Consider the following 15,669-nt stretch of genomic DNA (forward strand, 5'->3'; position numbering starts at 1 on the left):
GCCAGCGTTCCGGCCGGGGCGGTCAGGCGACGATCTCTCCTTCCTTGACCAGCGCGAGGGCCTCGTCCCATCCCGCTGCCCGCTCGATCAACAGCTTGCTGCGGACCAGCGGCAGGGGGAGGTCCATGGCGAACGCCCCGACCAGACGATCGCCTCGGCGGTAGTACGCGAGGAACCGGAAGTCGGCTGCAGCGCCGTGCACGATCCGGACCTCGTCGGCCTCGGTGACGCCGGCGAACTGGATGCGTACGCCGTACTGGTCCGACCAGAAGTAGTTGGAGCCCGCGTACGGCTGCCCGTTGCCCGGGCCGGCCAGCAGATTCGCCGCCGCACGGCGCCCTTGCTCGACCGCGTTGGTCCACTGCTCGGTTCGCATGGCGATGCCGAACAGCGGGTTCCACCACCGCGCGACATCGCCGGCGGCGTACACCGCCGGATGCCCCACGTTGAGGAACTCGTCGCAGGCGATGCCATCCGTGGCGCTCAGTCCGGCAGCTGCGAGCCAACCCGTCTCCGGCACCGAACCGATCCCCGCGACCACGAGATCACCTTCGATGACCCGTCCGTCAGCCAGGCGGACCCGTCGGGACCCGGGTTCGCGGTCAATGGCGCACACCTGCGCGCCACAGATCAGCCTGGTCCCGTTCTCCCGATGCAGCGCTGCACAGATCTCGCCGATCTGTTCCCCGACGACCCTGGTGAGCGGCACCGCCGCGGCCTCCACCACGGTGACCTCCAGGCCGAGCGCACGGGCACTGGAGGCCACCTCAGATCCGATGAAGCCGGCCCCGATGACGACGAGGTGCCGGCTGCCTGCCAGCGCGTCACGCAGTACCCGCGCGTCGCCAAGCGTCCGCAGCACAGGGACGTCGGACGGCTCGCCACGCAAGGTCAACCGACGGGCGGCCGATCCTGTCGCCACGATCAACCCGTCGAACGGCAGGTCGTCGTCACCGGTCCGGACTGTGCGCGATCGAAGGTCCAACTCGGTCACCGACCGGCCCAGCCGCAGTTCCACCGCCAGCTCGGCATAGTGAGCGGCGCTTCGGTACGCCGTCTTGGCCGGATCCTTTTCACCGGTCAGCACTTGCTTCGACAGAGGCGGGCGGTCGTACGGGCCCGCCTCCTCTGCGCCGACCATGGTGATCGCACCGTCGAAGCCGAGCTTGCGCAGAGCCTCAGTGGCGCGCAGACCGGCCAGGCCCGCGCCGACGACGACTATCCGCTTCATTCTGCGGCGGTCCCGTTCGTCGCCGGCTAGTCCGCGTCGATCAGCCGGATGGCCTCGACCGGACAGTTCGCGACAGCCTCGGCCAAGGCAGCAATGTCGACGCCTCCGGTGTCGTCGACAAGGAGTGCTGCACGGCCGTCCTTGTCGATCTTGATCGCCGAGGGCACGAACCCCACGCAGGTGGCGGAGCCCATGCAGGTCTCGCGGTCCAGTTCGATCTTCTTCATCTCGTTCCTCATCCTTGTAGCGACGACATAGGTGCCTCAGGCGGGCTGCGGCGTGGCTTCCGCGCGGGCATGTTCGGCGACCTGCGCCCAGTCGTATCCGGTGATGTCGACCGTCGGGTGGACCGTCTCGCATCCGCCGCAGGTACGGCGCTCGGTCTCGGAGTTGAAGGCCTGGCAGCCGTCCAGATAGCCCTGCTGAACGGGCTGGCTCCCGGCATCGAACTCATACCGCCAGACCTCTGTGTCGCACGACGGGCAGAACCAGGCAACGCCCTCGAGACCAGGGTTGGTCGCCTTGAAGCGCAGAAAAATGGATTCCTCGTACGGCTCGAGTCGGCACGGCGTTCCGGCCGGGACATAGAGGATGTCCCCCATCTCCAGCCGGGTGTGGCGCACGCCCGTGTAGCGCAGATCCGCGCCGGCGGTGCCGACGATCTGCAGGACGACCGTGTCCTTCGCGCAGATCAGAAAGAACGGCTGAGTTCCCGAGCTACGCGACATGTGCACCTGGGGATCGGCGAACGACGGCGCCACCGGCCGTTCGTCCCACGGTCCGACCTCACGGGCAAGGTCGAAAACACTCTGGTACCGGGCCCGCTTGATCATCACGCCACCTCGATGGAAGCGAGCTGCTCCTCAACCGCGGCGAGCATCGCCGTGCGGGCCGAGTTGAACGCGCGGTGCTGGTCGACGTACTCATGCCAGCCCCAGGTGGCGGACGGGAAGGGCGGGCTGACGTGACCGCATTTGCCGCAGGTGCGGAGGTTTTCGTCGTTGTTGAACCTCTCGGTGGCCTGCACAGCTTCGTACACCGTCGGGAAGACCGGGTACCGGTCGTCCTTCCGGCCACCGTGTGCTTCCCACCTGGCGGGATCGGCGCTGAACGTGTGCTTCAGCAGGAATTCCTGGCACTCCGGGCAGCGGATGTGGATCCCCTCGTACTGCTCCTCGGGACTCGCGTCCTCCTCGACCTGCCGCTGAATGATGATCTGGTGCAGGAACGCTTCGGGGTTCTGCGGCTCCGCGAGGAACGAGTTCACCCCGTGGAACTTGGGAGCGACGATCAACATCCCCGTCGGCACCATCGAGAGGTTGGACCCGAGCGTGTAGGCGACCTCCTCTTGGGAGTTCTCATGGAAGAACTGCCCGTACTCGGCCCCGGGCCGGCCTCGCAATGTGACTGCGCAGGCGACCATGTCGCCCGGCCCGGTGTAGGGGAACAGGGGAACGAGCTGGCTGTTCAACGTCATCGCCCGCTCATACGCGTTGACCTTGAGGACCTCTTTGTCCCCCGCCGGGGCTGGGATTGAACCCACGCTCTCGGGCGCGGCGTGCTCGGTGATAGTCACTGCTCGATCCTCCTTTGTCTGGCTGACAGACTTAGTTTCTAACACGCGGACATCCAGACGGCAAGGCTTGACGGCCCTCGCGCGGTCCCGGGTCGAGCAAGAATCTGCACTGGGCTGTCGATGACCCGGCAGCGTGAGCGAGATGTTGACCACTTCGGGCGACCACGTCTTCATCTGGTGGACAGATATTTCTTCTAACCCACGGAACATGAGACGTGTCCTATTATTCAGGCCTGCTTTCCTGTAAAACAAGACAACGGCAGGTGTTGTCGTAGCCTGCATGAAGTGCCCATCAGGTGACAGGAGGCTGTACTCATGACTCGGGTCCGCGAGTTTCTCGACGTCTTCCCCTTCGACGAGCCGCCGAGGGTGCTCGACCGGGAGGAGGATCTGCTGCTGTCGCAGCCGATCCAGCGGCCCGGGCCGCGCTTCCCCGAACTGCCTCCCCTTGAGGCGATCCACATAGGGCAGGAATATGTACCCCTGGAGTTCGCTCTCCCCCGCACTGTGTACCGAGGGCGCCTCGGCAAGGTCGAGTGGCAGCAGATGGATTTCCGCCAGCCCATGTACCACCGCAACCTCGACGTGGACGAACTCAGCTACCAGATCCGCGGCGACCGGACGTTGATGACCGAGATCGGTTCGGTGGAACTGACGGCCGGCGACCTGTGCCGGATCCCGGTGGGGGTCTGCCACGACAATTTCGGCAGGCAGGAGAGCCACCTGCTGTTCTACGTCCCGGCCCCATCGGCCGACGTCCTCACGGCGGTCAAGTACGGCGAGGCGCGGATCCCCCCGTACGACGGTTGGGAGCCGGCCATCGTCAACGAGGTGAACACGGTGCACATGGCCGACGTGACCGGGGGCGAACCACCCGCCGTCGCCCACCCGTCCGACGAGAATCTGATTCTCCGCACAGCAGTCGAAGACTCGGCCAGGCTCGCAGTCATGCGTGTGGATGAGGCGGCCCCGGGGACGACCTGGATCTGGAAGACCACAGGACTGTGGATCGGGATAGTGGATCAGCCGCCTACCGCCGGACTGGACTACCGGCGTCATCGCGACTGTGAAGAGGTCCACTACCAGATCTCGGGGCGGCGGACGCTGGTCAGCCAGCGCGGCGTGATCGACATCGAGCCGGGCGACTTCGTGTCCGTCCCCGCGGGCACGGCCTTCACCAGCATCGCCGACGACGCCAACCGCTACGTCGTGGTCGTCGCCACCGCTCCGTTCGACTGCCTTCAAGAGCCCACTAAGAAGGCCCGCCTTGCGGAGCCGGCGGAACTTGCCGCACTGCGCGACCGCTCTCATGTAAGCACCGATCCTCAGCCGGGCTGACAGATGCCCTAGACGGTTGGTAGATCCTGAACGTGAGCGCCCGAGGTAAGAGACCAGGACGGATGCCGCAAGCGTTGTCGGCATCCGTCCCGGTCAGCTGTACTACTGCACTGCCGGGCCGAGCAGTTCGCCGCCGTCGGCAACGAACTCGCCACCGGTTGAGTAGCTGGCCTCGTCGGAGGCCACGAACAGCGCCAGCCGTGTAATCTCCTCCGGCTCGGCAATACGCGGAATCGCCCAGGTCTTGCTGGCCTCCACCAGCGCCTTCGCCTCCGGCCCGGCCGACAGCCTGGTACGGACGGCAGCGGGGTGGATGGAGTTGACGCGAATGTTGTAGCGGCCGAGCTCCACCGCCGCGGCCTTGCTCAGCCCCCGCAAGCCCCACTTACTGGCCACGTACGACCCGAGCCCAGGCGCGCACTTCATCGCCAGGGCCGAGCCGACGTTGACGATCACGCCACCGCCGGCCTTCCGCATCGACGGCACGACCGCGCGGATGCCCAAGAACGGGCCGGTCAGGTTGACGTCGATCACCCGGCGCCACGACGCGACGTCGGTGTCTTCGATCAGCTCCGCATGACCCGAACCAGTAGGGATGCCGGCGTTGTTGATCAGCACCGACACCGGACCGAACGCGTCCTCGGCAGCGGCCACCGCCGCCGCCCAATCCTCCTCACTGGCGACGTCGAGCCGAACGAAGATCGCCCGGTCGCCAAGCTCGTCCGCGGCTGCTTTGCCCTCCTCTTCAAGCACATCGCCGATCACCACCCTCGCGCCCTCCTCGACGAAGCCACGCGCATGGCTGGCGCCCATCCCGAGCGCACCCCCGGTGACGATCACCGTCTTGTTGTCAAAACGTCCCATGACATCTCCCTTGCGTCAGATCGGATCTCGCGCATGCTCAGATGCGGTACCTGAAGGCACGCCAGGTCGCATCCAGCCCCTGGCCGCGCAGACTGTCGCTGCGACCGTCGGCGATGGGGACCAGGGTGAACACGCCGAACCCGACTCGCACACGCTCGGGGATCCGCACCCCCGTCGCCCGGTAGATCGGCCGCCCATCCACCTGCCAAACGGCCAGTGAGCGACCGCGGTCGAGCATGATCTCGCAGTCCAGAGCTCGGCCGGATCGCCCGCCGAACGGCTGGAACGGGGACTCGACCAGATGCGAGAACTCGTAGCCGGGCTTCGCGCCGAACACCATCCGCTCGTGGAGTGCGAAGACGCGTTCCTCGGTGGCGCAGATGTCGAAGACGCACCCGCTGTCGTCCAGGTCGACCACATTGAGGCTGGCCAGTCCGGCCCGAACGTCCGCGGGGTCGCCGCCGATGTTGCTTACGGCAAGATCCACTCCGAAGACCGCGGGCCCCTCGGCGGGTAGCTCGATCCGCTCCGTGGAGAACATCAGATACTTGACGTTGTCGGCGGCCTGGGACTTGTCGTGCGACAGCGAGAACCGCGGGATCTTCACCCGTACCTGGCCGTCGCCGACCCGTACGTCGGCGTTCGGATCGCAGGGGATCCGAACGCCGCCCTCTGGGAGCGGAAGCTGCTCCGGTGCCCAGCGTGCCGGGACCAGTTCAGGACCGGCAAGCTCGTCGTAGACAACCCAGCCTGGCTGGGTCTGTTGGGATGGAGTGGTCATGGCTTGCGCCCCCAGAGAAGGTCGACGCCACGCCACTCGAACGTCTCGAGTTCGTCGACGAGCCCGTTGAAGGCGCCGGCGACTTCAGTGAGGTTCCAGTACGGGAGTCCATCGAAGGGCTCACCCATGCCCGCCATCAGCTTCCGGACCCAGTACTCGATGTGCACGTCGGTCTGCACCCGCGAGTAGAACGTCTCTGAGAAGGAGATCTCGCCGAGCACGATCCGGCGACCGGGTTTCATCACCCGCAGGAGTTCCGCACCTTCTCGGTGCCAGTCCCCCGCATGGGCCACCGCCTGGCCGACCAGTACGCAGTCGAAGTGCTCGTCCGGAAACTCGTGAGTCTCGGTCCACTCCCACTTCGGCACCTCGCCCGACAGGAACTTGTCGAGAACACGGGAGCGCAGGTCAAGCGAGACGAGTTCGCCCTTCTCCCCGATCGCCGCGGAGATGTCGGCGTCGAAGCCGACGTCCTCGACGGCCTCGCCGACGAGCAGCACCCGGTCACCGTCACGAAGCTCGAGGCTGTCGAGCAACATGTCGCGCGGGACCTTGGCGGGATACCGCCAGAGATACGGCAGGCCACCGAACATGATGGCCGCGCACCAGCGTCGTCGCGTCTGCGGGTCGAAGATGTCCTCGCCCCAGCGTTCGGCCTCAGAGTGCGGCAATGCCTCCCACGGCCCCGGCTCGCCGCCGCTCACGCGGAAGGCTCCAGCGGCAGGTCGCGCGGCATCGGCAGGCCCGCGAACCAGAGGATCTCCACCCGTACGTTGCTGAATTTCCAGCCCTCATCGGTGCGGCGGAGACGGCAGTGATAGATGCCCCCCACGTCAGCGTGCTTGGTGGGTTCGGATTTGTCGGGGATGTGTACCCCGAGCATGTCGCCCCGCGCCGTCGCGATGTCGCCATCCACGGTCACGGCCAGGTTGGTCACGTAGTGCTGGGTACGATCCCAGCGCGTCAGATCCTGGCGCGGACCAGCGGCGATCTCATCGCGCCCGGTCCGGTGCTGGTCGTAGATCTCGAAGACGCCGTCCTCGGCGAAGGTCCCGGCGTACGCCGTCCAGTCCGCCGCGTCGAGCGCTCTGGCGAACTCGAGCAGCAGTTCCCGGATGTCGGACTCGTCCGACAGCCGACGGATGCGATCTTCCATGTCTCCTCCTCAGCGCCCGGCCGAGGGCCGGACGTCGGTACGGATCGGGTGGCTGCGACGTCAGGACGTCGCCGTCCTGGATGTCCGTGATGCACACGGACGCTCCCTCATCGGCGCACAGCTGGGCGATTGCCGGCCCAAGAGCCTGTCCGGCGCGACGGCGGTCGCGGTTCCCGCTCGGATCTTCGGAGTCTGTCAGACAGACTCTAATTCTGTCTACCAAACTTTGCGATCTGCTGCTCCTCGCTGCGCGCCATCAGGCCGGCAGTTCTGGCAGCGTCGGATAGTCGGTGAAGCCTCGCTCGTCGCCGCCGTAGAAGCGCGCCCGGTCCGGGGCGTTGAACGGGCCGCCGGCGGCGAGCCTCTGCGGGAGATCTGGATTGGCGAGAAACAACGCGCCATAGGACAGCAGATCGGTCGTACCGTCCTCGACCAGCACCAGATGCTCAGGGCCGGTATGCCCCGGAGCCGTGCGCGGATTGAGCATGAACAGACCGCCGAACTCCGCGCGCAGCTTCCGGGTGAGATCACGGTCGCCGGTCTCGACCATGTGCAGGTAGGCCAGGCCGAGCGGTCGCAGAGCCTCCGCGAGCGCGAGGTAGGTGGCGTGCGGGTCCGGTTCGGACATGTCGTTGTAGGGGTTTCCCGGCGAAATCCGTAACGCGGTCCGCTGCGGCCCGATCGCGTCAGCGATCCCCCGGATCAGCTCGACGGCGAATCGGAGACGACCGTCGACCGAACCACCCCAGCCATCTGTTCGGAGGTTGGTCGTGGGGTCGAGGAACTGGTGCACGAGATAGCCGTTGGCTCCATGGACCTCGACGCCGTCGAATCCAGCCGCGATAGCGTTCTTGGCCGCGGCGACGAAGTCTGCCAGGGTCTGCTCGACCTCCCCACCGGTCAGGGTCCGTGGCGTCACACATTCCTTGAGACCCTCGGGCGTGAAGATCGACACCTTGGCCGCGACGGCCGACGGAGCCACCGGATCCAGGCCGTCGATCAGCACCGGGTGACCAATGCGGCCGGTGTGCAACAGCTGGGCGAAGATTCGTCCGCCGGCCGCATGCACGGCGTCAGTGACCTCGCGCCAGGCGGCACTCTGCTCGTCGCTGTGCAACCCGGGAGTGTTGGGGTAGCCCTGACCGATCCTGGACGGCTGCGTCCCCTCGGTGACGATGAGACCGGCTGAGGCGCGCTGTGCGTAGTACTCGGCCATGAGCGAGGTCGGCGAGTGCCCCGGGCCGTAGGCCCGGCTGCGGGTCATCGGTGCCATGACGATCCGGTTCGGCAGAGTCAGTCCGCCGACGGTAGCCGAGTCAAAGGCGGAAGGCATGGTGATCTCCTGGGTGGCATGTGTGGGAACTGACTCCGCGGGCTCGCCGCTGCCCGAGTATCAGGCAGCCTTGGCGAGCAGGGTCAGCAAGATCACCGACGACGGCTAAAACATCCACTAAGCTGGCTTGGATGGCGAATATGCACGAATATCGCGATCTGGATCGCCAATTGACTCACGCGCTCCAGATCAACGGCCGCATGTCGCTCAGCCGCGTGGCGGAGGTGCTGGGTGTCTCCGGCCAGACCGTCGCCCGCCGGTACGCACGATTGCGCTCACATGGCGCACTGCGCGTCATCGGCCTGACCAACCCGCTCCTGCTCGGCGAGCTTGTGTGGCTGACGCGCGTGCGCTGCACACCGGACGCAGCAAAGGCCGTCGCCGACGCGCTCGCGCGGCGTCACGACACCTCGTGGGTGCAGCTCACCTCCGGCGGTACCGACGTCATGTGCGTCGTTCGCACCCGGGAGCCAAGCGATGGAGATTCCCTACTGCTGCAGCAGCTCCCCCGGACCCCGCGGGTCCTTGACGTTACCGCGCACTGCGTGCTGCATGTCTTTACCAGCGGCGCTCACGGCGTCCTCGACAACACCGACATCCTCAGCGCAGAGCAGGTGCGGCAGCTGCAGCCGCCGCCGCCGACTGGTAGCCCGCTCGACCTAACCGACGGCGACCATCGACTGATGGCGGCGCTGCATCAGGACGGCCGGGCTCCGCTGGCGGATCTCGCGAAGGTCACCCAATGGTCGCAGACCACCGTTCGCCGGCGGATGGCCGCTCTGCAGGACGCGGGTGTGCTGTACTTCGACGTCGACTTTGATCGCGCACTGCTCGGGCTGCGCTACCAGGCACTGCTGTGGCTGTCGGTGCCACCGGCTCAGCTCCATCAGGTCGGCGGGCAGCTCGCCGAGCACCCGGAAGTCGCCTACGTCGCGGCGACCACCGGCCCGACCAACCTGGTTGCCAGCGTGGTGTGCTCCAACGTCACCGAGCTGTACGCATACATCACGCGGCGCATCGCGGTCCTCCCAGCTGTGACCCACCTCGAGACCGCGCCGGTCCTCCGCACCATCAAGACCGCCGTCACCTTGGGCTTGCCATATCACAGCGCCGCCCACTGACCTCCAACGAACGGGGTCGGACGTAGCGGTCGGACCTGTGGGCCGTATCGCGCGACACAGAAGTCGCTGAGCCGTTGGGCCAGGCCGGCAATTGCGTGCACGGCATGGTGGCCAGGTTCCCAGGCGGCGTACAGGCTGATGTGCACCGGCCCACGGGTGCCCACGATCCTGACCGGGTGCAGATCGAAGCGCGGATCGTCGGAGACCACGGCCACTCCGCGGCCGGCGGCGGCCAAGGCCTGCGCGACCTGGGGGGCGTTGAACTCCAGCAAGGGGCCGTATCCGCGGCCCTCGGCGCTGACCGCGCGATCGAGAGCCTGGCGAGGGTGGAAGTCGTCGGTCAGCATCAGCAAGTTTTCTCGGAGCAGGTTGGCGAGGTCGACTTCGTCGCGGCCGACCCACGGGTGGCCGGCCGGAACATAGGCCCAGACCGGCAGTTGCGCCAGCGGCATACTGCGGATCGCGGCGGGCGGTGGTTCGGTCCCAACCACGAGGTCGGCGCCGCGGCCCAGCTCGGCATAGATCGTGCGGGGCAACGATTCGCGGACGGCAGGCAGTGGGTCGTCAGGTCCGATCGTGGCGACGAATGGTGCGATGACGTCGGTCAGGGTGGTGCCTGGTGCGGCGATGGTGACGCGCTCGAGCCGGCCGGCGGCGAGGCTGGCCGCCGCATCCCGTGCGGCCGCCGCGCGGCTCAGCACCTCCCGCGCGACGGGGAGGAACAGGCGCCCGGCCGCAGTGATCCTCAGCCGGCCCTCCCGCCGGTCGAACAAGGCGATACCGAGCTCGCGTTCCAGCTGGCGCAGTTGCCGCGACAGCGAGGGCTGGGCGACGTGCTGGGTCCGGGCCGCGGCGGTGACAGACCCGGTATCGGCCACGGCGACGAAGTAGCGCAGTGTGCGCAGTTCCACTTGCATGCCTCCCAGGCATCGGCGCAATGCGATTCGAGTCTTGGACAGCATGGCATGGCGAGCCGAGGATGGCGGTGCATCGTCTTCTCGAGGAGTCAGCCATGCGCCAGCCGGTGGAGCAGCACCGCATCCCTGTCGATGCCGACGGCAACCATCTCGTCGACCCGGGGTTCGGGACTCGCGATGACCATGATCGGGACCTCGACACTCGTCGCCGCATGAGGCCGTTCTGGTTGTCCGGCAAGCAGACCTTCGCCGACACAGAACTCACGGTTGAGTCGCCGTGGGACGGATCCGTGGTCGATGCGGTCTGCACCCCGACCGACGTGCAGATCGAGCAGGCAGTCAGCGACCTCCACACAGTCCAGGCCGAGGCGCGAGCGACTCCCGCCCACGTCCGGGCCGCCGCGCTCGACCACGTCAGCGGGCGGCTCGCCGAACGAGCCGAAGAGGTCGCCCGGCTGATCACCGCCGAGAGCGGCAAGCCGCTGATCTGGTCTCGCGGTGAGGTGGCCCGGGCGGCGTCGACATTTCGGTGGGCTGCCGAAGAGGCACGCAGGTTCTCCGGAGAGCTTCAGCGGCTGGACACCGACGCGGGGGCGACCGGCCGGATGGCGGTGGTACGGCGATTTCCGCGCGGACCGGTGCTTGCGATCACCCCGTTCAACTTCCCGCTGAACTTGGTGGCGCACAAGCTGGCGCCGGCGATCGCGGTCGGCGCCCCGGTCCTGGTCAAGCCTGCTCCGGCCACTCCGCTGTCGGCGTTGCTGCTCGGGGAGCTGCTGGCGGAGACTTCGTTGCCGCCAGCAATGGTCAGCGTGCTGCCGGTCGCCAACGACCGGATGCCCGCACTCGTCGAGGACCCCCGGCTCCCGGTGGTGTCGTTCACCGGCTCCGGTCCGGTCGGGTGGTCTCTGCGGACGCAGGTCCCGCGAAAGCACGTCACGCTTGAACTGGGCGGAAACGCCGCTGTCGTGGTGAACGACGACTGGCCGGACATCAGGGCAGCAGCCGAGCGGATCGCGTTGTTCGGCAACTACCAGGCGGGACAATCCTGTATCTCGGTGCAACGGGTGCTCGTGCACAGCGCCGTTTATGAGGAGTTCGTCGACAAGCTCGTCGTGGCCGTATCCGAGTTGCGGACGGGTGACCCGACCGGGGAGGGTGTTCAGGTCGGCCCAGTGATCAACGAGGCCGCCGCCCAGCGGATCATGGCCTGGATCGACGAGGCCGTTCTGGCCGGCGCCACAATGCTCACTGGCGGCACACGCGAGGGGAACAGCGTTGCGCCCACCGTGCTCACCGGCGTACCGCGTGAGGCGACACTGGCGACCGAAGAGGTGTTCGGTCCGGTGCTCACTCTCGAGCGGTTCGACACGATCGACCAGGCCTTGGCCTCGGTGAACGACTCCCGGTACGGCCTGCAGACAGGGGTGTTCACCCGCGACCTTCAGCTGGCTTTCCGGGCACATCGCGAGCTGGAGGTCGGTGGCGTTGTGATCGGCGATGTGCCGAGCTACAGAGCCGAACAGATGCCATACGGCGGCTCGAAGGACTCCGGCATCGGGCGCGAGGGCGTGAAGGCCGCGATGCTCGACCTGACCGAGGACCGCGTGCTCGTGCTCACCGGCCTCGACCTCTGATCGGTACTGTCTGTCGCCTGGCGATGAGACCCAGTACGCCGGAGCGATCGACCCGCTGCGACGCACCTTCCGAGGGCTACTCGGTGTGGGAGCGTTGTGCCGGCAGCTCGGCACGCCCTGATGGCTGTCGAGAACCTCATGACTCACACGCCTTGCGCGAGGCGCGACTGGAAGCCCTCTTGGCCCCGTTCGTGAGACGCGAGACACAGTCACCTCCGATAATGTGATGTTCGTATAATATGGGCTCCGCACGAAGAGGTTTGGAACGCATCATCGCAGAGAAGGGACAGGTCATGATCTTGGTTACCGGCGCGACCGGCGCTGTCGGGCGCGAGGCCATTGGCGTGCTACGAGGCAGAGGCGCCGAGGTGGCTGCGGTCACTCGCGATCCGTCCACCGCAGCACTGCCTGACGGCGTTCACGTCGTCGGGGCGGACCCGTCCAAGCCGCAAACGCTCAGCTCCGCTCTGGATGGCGTCGAGGCCGTCTTGCTGAGTCCGCGCGCTGTTTCGGGCGCTACAGCCGAGTTGCTGTCGATGGCAGCCGATCGGGGCGGCAAGCGGGTGGTTGTACTGTCCGCGGCGACCGTGGAATATCCGGTTGGTCAACGCCGCTTCGTCGAGCAGTTCGAGTTGGCGGAGGAGGCCGCCAAGGCTTCCGGGCTGGCATGGACCTTCCTGCGGTCCGCCGACTTCGCGGCCAACGCCTTGGCCTGGGCGCCCCAGATCCGCGCCACCGGCGTAGTTCGCGGCGCCTACGGTGACGCGGCAACATCGCCGATTCACCAGCGGGATATCGCGACCGTCGCCGCGGACGCGCTACTGAACGCCGGCCACGAAGGACGTTCCTACGTTCTGACCGGACCGCAATCGCTGAATCAGTACGACAAGGTGCGCCTCATCGGTCAGGCTCTCGGCCGAGAGCTCAGCTTCGCCGAGATGCCTCCCGAGCAGGTTCGCCAGGGCATGCTCGCCCAGGGGCTTCCCGAGGAGGTCCCGGATCGCTTGCTCGGCTCACTGGCCGATTACGCACTGAAGCCGGGACCAACCACCGACACTGTTCAACGTCTCCTGGGTCGGCCGGCGCTCTCGTTTGCCGAGTGGGCGTCCGAGAACGCCGCAGCCTTCCGGAACTGAAAGGTCGTATCACACAGATGTCCGCTTCGTCGCAACACCCAGTTGAAGACGCGATCGACTTCACCATCATGTACTCCACCCACGATGCCTTCCGGCGCGATCTCGAGCGCCTCGTGGCCGCCTCGCTGGCGGGCACGGCCCTCACTCCAGCGGCTCAGGCCGGCTGGGAGAACTTCAAGAACCAACTCGTTGTTCATCACACGGTCGAGGATGCCGAGCTGTGGCCACGCGTCGAGCGCGCGGTGGTCGACCGGCCTCAGGACCTTGCCCTGATGAAGGAGATGGAGGACGAACACGCTCTACTCGACCCGCTCCTCAAGGCAGTCGATCAAGCCATGGCACGGGGGTCCGACGATCTTGCCGATCTGACTCGGCAGCTGGCCGACGGGCTCGGCAACCACATGAAACACGAGGAAGAGAGCGCGCTTCCGCTCATCCAGGAAGTACTTACACCCAACGACTGGAGCGCCTTCCGTGGCGCGATGGCTCGCCAGCAAGGCCCCAAGGGCGCCGCGATGTACGTCCCGTGGATCCTCGACGGAGCATCGTCAAGCGAGCGCGAACGCTTCCTCGGCGCGATGCCCTCGCCCATCCGGATCATCAATCGCCTGTTCTGGCAGTCCCGCTACCAGCGGCGAAAGCTCTGGGCGGCCTGATCCGACTCCAGAGTTTCGCAGGTACAACCAAGGATCTCAGCGGTGGTCGGCAGATATGGTTACCCGGCCACCGTGCGACTAGCCATCAATGTCGGCCCAGTGGCCAACCTGGCAGGGCCGGACATCCTGCCTTCGTGCATCGCGAGCGACCTGAGCCCTGTTTCATGGCCTCTCCCATTCCGCTCGGGTTCACGACTCCCGCTCTGTCGGCCATCGCGGTGACCAGACGACCCGGCGAGTTCCCGCTCAGCCATGATCAGCTCCGCGTCATCGGGGTCGACGTACACGACCGCGAGGCGGTCGACCGCGCGCGGTGGCCGGCGTCGATGCCGTGCCCTGCACCCTCGGCGTACCGTTCACCCGCAAGCCCATCACTGTCTACAGCGACGGGACCCTCAACATCAGCGCCGCCATGTCCCAGCACGGCGTCAAGCGGGTCGTCGCGGTGAGCTCGAGCGCCACTTATCCGCACCACCACGACGACGGCGGCTTCCGGGTGAACCGCATCCTGCAGCCGATCGTCGTCGCGACCGTCGGGAAGACGCCGTACGCGGACATGCGCCTCATGGAGCAGCACCTGCGCGGCAGCGACCTGCAATGGACGGTCATTCGTCCCTCAAGCCTGTTCGACGCTCCCACTGTCAGCCATTACCAGGTCTACGAAGATCGGGCGCCCGGCATCCTCACCAGCCGCGCCGACCTCGCCGACCTCGCCGACCTCGCCGACCTCGCCGACCTCGCCGCCAGCATGCTCGAGCAGGTCACCGATATCCGGTTCATCCGCAAGGCGATCGCGGTGACCACCACCGAAGGCACTCCATGCGCAGATGATGCGCGGCGACGCCGTCATTCGAGACTAAGACCAAGCCTGGATCCGTGGATGGCTAGCTGATCCATCGGCGGGCCTGACAGTGGAAGTACCTTCTGGGCAAGGAGAATCGGGAGTATCGGCGTCCTGAATCCTGTCGAGCAGGCCCGGGCGTATGTGGACATCGATTCGCTGCTGCGCCCGGTGTACGGCCGCCAGCTATCTGCCTCGCACCAGCACCCGCCGAGTAGCAGCGCACTGGCGAAGACGCTTGTGTCGGGCCACCGTTGAAGTGCTGTGACTGGGCTGCCGCGGTGAACAGCCGGGCGGCCGAGGGCCGGTCAGTTGCGTGCCAGCAGGTTGGTTGCCGATTGCCCTGCGTCAGTCGTACGTCGCAAGAAATCGGCGAGCAACTCCAGTTCGGAGTCGGCATATGTGGAGCAGACCATATCCATGGAACTATTCATCACTGAGTACAGCTCAAACAGCTCGCCGGCTCGACCGCGCTGAGCGCGGAGCGTGACGGCGCGTCGGTCGGCCGCCTCAGGGTCGCGGTCACGCGTAATCCAGCCGGCGCGTTGAAGCCGATCGACGACGCCCGTGAGCGTGGCGGGATGCAGACCTGCCCGCCGCGCGAGTTCCGTCGGGCTGAGCGGGCCGTGACGGTTGATGAGATCGAGGCAGGAGAAGTCGACATCGCGCATTGACACCTGCGCACCCACCTGATGGTTGAGGAGGGCCAGCTGGACACTCAACTCCCGCAGAGATTCCTTGATCCCGGCGGTCGTCCGTCGACGGAGCCGCACGGCGTCGGCGCCTCCGGATGTCATCGGCTCCATTCGACAACCTTCCTGATTTCCGTATAATATCGGTTTCGCATTATACATGTCGAAGTACATCATGTCTGATCAGAGACCGCACAGAGTGCTAGAGCAGCGTCGCCGTCTGGCCGAGTGCGCCTTGCCGAGCGTTTGTCGAACCGTGTCCGCCGGAGCGGACACGGTTCGGGCGTCGCGGGAAGATGGCCGTCGTGACCGCCCTTGCGTCAAGCCGTGTCATTCGCGTCGTGTACGGCGCCGTCCGTGCTGTTGCCGAGGTCGTCGTGTTGCCTCGGC

The 15,669-nt window shown here is 66.6% G+C and carries 17 protein-coding genes; 6 read left to right on the plus strand and 11 right to left on the minus strand.

Features of this window, described 5'->3' with window-relative positions; genetic code table 11:
• Positions 1–22: 22 nt before the first annotated feature.
• The 4 genes from EV644_RS03335 to EV644_RS03350 are packed head-to-tail and all read right to left on the minus strand — an operon-like array spanning position 23 to position 2,807.
• Positions 23–1,231, minus strand: coding sequence for an NAD(P)/FAD-dependent oxidoreductase (locus EV644_RS03335; protein WP_132187012.1), 1,209 nt, complete (start codon positions 1,229–1,231; stop codon positions 23–25).
• Between the two features lie 26 nt (positions 1,232–1,257).
• Positions 1,258–1,458: a ferredoxin gene (locus tag EV644_RS03340; RefSeq protein WP_158292732.1), complete on the minus strand. Its 201-nt coding sequence runs from the start codon at positions 1,456–1,458 to the stop codon at positions 1,258–1,260.
• 36 nt (positions 1,459–1,494) lie between these two features.
• On the minus strand, positions 1,495–2,064 hold the full coding sequence (locus tag EV644_RS03345; protein ID WP_132187010.1) for a cupin domain-containing protein: 570 nt from the start codon (positions 2,062–2,064) through the stop codon (positions 1,495–1,497).
• Entirely contained in the window at positions 2,064–2,807 is a 744-nt protein-coding gene (locus tag EV644_RS03350; protein ID WP_132187009.1) for a hypothetical protein, read from the minus strand. Before EV644_RS03350 ends, EV644_RS03345 begins: the two co-directional genes overlap by 1 nt.
• 315 nt (positions 2,808–3,122) lie before the next feature.
• Between EV644_RS03350 and EV644_RS03355 the strand changes: the two genes are divergently transcribed.
• A complete protein-coding gene (locus EV644_RS03355) occupies positions 3,123–4,145 on the plus strand; it encodes a cupin domain-containing protein (RefSeq protein WP_132187008.1) in 1,023 nt (340 codons plus the stop codon).
• 102 nt (positions 4,146–4,247) lie between these two features.
• Here EV644_RS03355 and EV644_RS03360 read toward each other — a convergent pair whose 3' ends face one another.
• The 5 genes from EV644_RS03360 to EV644_RS03380 form a co-directional block, all read right to left on the minus strand.
• Positions 4,248–5,009 carry a glucose 1-dehydrogenase gene (locus EV644_RS03360; RefSeq protein ID WP_132187007.1) on the minus strand — a complete coding sequence of 254 codons (762 nt, stop codon included), beginning with the start codon at positions 5,007–5,009 and terminating at the stop codon, positions 4,248–4,250.
• Between the two features lie 37 nt (positions 5,010–5,046).
• A complete protein-coding gene (locus tag EV644_RS03365) occupies positions 5,047–5,790 on the minus strand; it encodes a DUF6081 family protein (RefSeq protein WP_132187006.1) in 744 nt (247 codons plus the stop codon).
• The gene (locus EV644_RS03370; protein WP_132187005.1) at positions 5,787–6,494 is read right to left on the minus strand and encodes a class I SAM-dependent methyltransferase; all 708 of its coding nucleotides are present in this window, start codon (positions 6,492–6,494) and stop codon (positions 5,787–5,789) included. Before EV644_RS03370 ends, EV644_RS03365 begins: the two co-directional genes overlap by 4 nt.
• Positions 6,491–6,946, minus strand: a complete 456-nt coding sequence (locus tag EV644_RS03375) for a nuclear transport factor 2 family protein (RefSeq protein ID WP_132187004.1) — start codon at positions 6,944–6,946, stop codon at positions 6,491–6,493. The genes EV644_RS03370 and EV644_RS03375 overlap by 4 nt, the downstream gene beginning before the upstream one ends.
• 256 nt (positions 6,947–7,202) lie before the next feature.
• A complete protein-coding gene (locus tag EV644_RS03380; protein ID WP_199239612.1) occupies positions 7,203–8,279 on the minus strand; it encodes an alkene reductase in 1,077 nt (358 codons plus the stop codon).
• A 131-nt stretch (positions 8,280–8,410) separates the two neighbouring features.
• Between EV644_RS03380 and EV644_RS03385 the strand changes: the two genes are divergently transcribed.
• Positions 8,411–9,400, plus strand: coding sequence for an Lrp/AsnC family transcriptional regulator (locus EV644_RS03385; protein ID WP_199239613.1), 990 nt, complete (start codon positions 8,411–8,413; stop codon positions 9,398–9,400).
• On the opposite strand, the gene EV644_RS03390 is transcribed toward EV644_RS03385, so the two are convergent.
• Positions 9,382–10,311 (minus strand): LysR family transcriptional regulator, encoded by a 930-nt coding sequence (locus EV644_RS03390; RefSeq protein ID WP_132187002.1) that lies wholly within the window; start codon positions 10,309–10,311, stop codon positions 9,382–9,384. The two genes, EV644_RS03385 and EV644_RS03390, sit on opposite strands and share 19 nt — an antisense overlap.
• A 101-nt stretch (positions 10,312–10,412) precedes the next feature.
• Here EV644_RS03390 and EV644_RS03395 point away from each other — a divergent pair, with 101 nt between their 5' ends.
• The 4 genes from EV644_RS03395 (at position 10,413) to EV644_RS03410 (ending at position 14,638) form a co-directional block, all read left to right on the plus strand.
• A complete protein-coding gene (locus EV644_RS03395) occupies positions 10,413–11,954 on the plus strand; it encodes an aldehyde dehydrogenase family protein (protein WP_241997778.1) in 1,542 nt (513 codons plus the stop codon).
• Between the two features lie 260 nt (positions 11,955–12,214).
• Positions 12,215–13,090 (plus strand): NAD(P)H-binding protein, encoded by an 876-nt coding sequence (locus EV644_RS03400; RefSeq protein WP_199239614.1) that lies wholly within the window; start codon positions 12,215–12,217, stop codon positions 13,088–13,090.
• Complete coding sequence (locus tag EV644_RS03405; protein WP_199239615.1) at positions 13,054–13,746, plus strand: hemerythrin domain-containing protein; 693 nt, start codon at positions 13,054–13,056, stop codon at positions 13,744–13,746. The genes EV644_RS03400 and EV644_RS03405 overlap by 37 nt, the downstream gene beginning before the upstream one ends.
• A 313-nt stretch (positions 13,747–14,059) precedes the next feature.
• Positions 14,060–14,638 (plus strand): NAD(P)-dependent oxidoreductase, encoded by a 579-nt coding sequence (locus EV644_RS03410; protein WP_199239616.1) that lies wholly within the window; start codon positions 14,060–14,062, stop codon positions 14,636–14,638.
• Positions 14,639–14,895: 257 nt separating this feature from the next.
• Here EV644_RS03410 and EV644_RS03415 read toward each other — a convergent pair whose 3' ends face one another.
• Entirely contained in the window at positions 14,896–15,393 is a 498-nt protein-coding gene (locus EV644_RS03415; RefSeq protein WP_132187001.1) for a MarR family transcriptional regulator, read from the minus strand.
• Between the last annotated feature and the right edge of the window lie 276 nt (positions 15,394–15,669).

The sequence above is a fragment of the Kribbella orskensis genome, assembly GCF_004342085.1.
Taxonomy (GTDB): domain Bacteria; phylum Actinomycetota; class Actinomycetes; order Propionibacteriales; family Kribbellaceae; genus Kribbella; species Kribbella orskensis.